The organism is Collinsella sp. SGI.180, from assembly GCF_050313455.1.
GTDB lineage: Bacteria > Actinomycetota > Coriobacteriia > Coriobacteriales > Coriobacteriaceae > Collinsella.
The window spans coordinates 1-451 of sequence record NZ_JBNPLL010000056.1 but is presented as its reverse complement, the minus strand read 5'-3'; the positions used below and the strand labels follow the sequence as shown (position 1 = coordinate 451).

The window sequence follows — 451 nt, the reverse complement described above, 5'->3', positions numbered from 1 at the left end:
CCCATGAGGTCGCGCGCGATGAGGTAGAGCTCGCGCCCCGCCTGGAGCTTCGGCCGCGTCGTCGTGTAGCGCTTGACCTGCGAGAAGGCGTGGAAGGTGCATCTCTGGACCCTGGTGCGCGGCCAGGTCTCGCGCACGGCCTTGGCGAACCCGCTCCCGCCGTCGGTGACGACCACCTCGGGCGCCGGGATCGGCGCCATGAGGGCCGACCACGCCCTCGAGTTCTCCGACCTTGCCATGTACCAGGAGACCACCCTCTCGCCGCTGCAGCATATGAGCACCACGAGGTCGCGCGCGACCCAGATCCCGTCGACGTAGAGCACGCGGTGCAGCTCGCCGTCGGGGACGGGCATGGGCCAGACCTCCCAGAACTCGGCCGTCCTGCGCCTGAAGGACCGCCCGCCGCCCGGCATCGCCGCCTGGGAGTCCTTGGAGAGGAGCCACCCGAGGA

At 70.7% G+C, this 451-nt stretch carries 1 protein-coding gene; it reads right to left on the bottom strand.

Annotated features, from left to right (window positions below; genetic code table 11):
* Window positions 1–451, bottom strand: a 451-nt coding sequence (locus ACQRAP_RS08710) for a transposase (RefSeq protein ID WP_427795404.1), incomplete at both ends; no start/stop codon positions are given.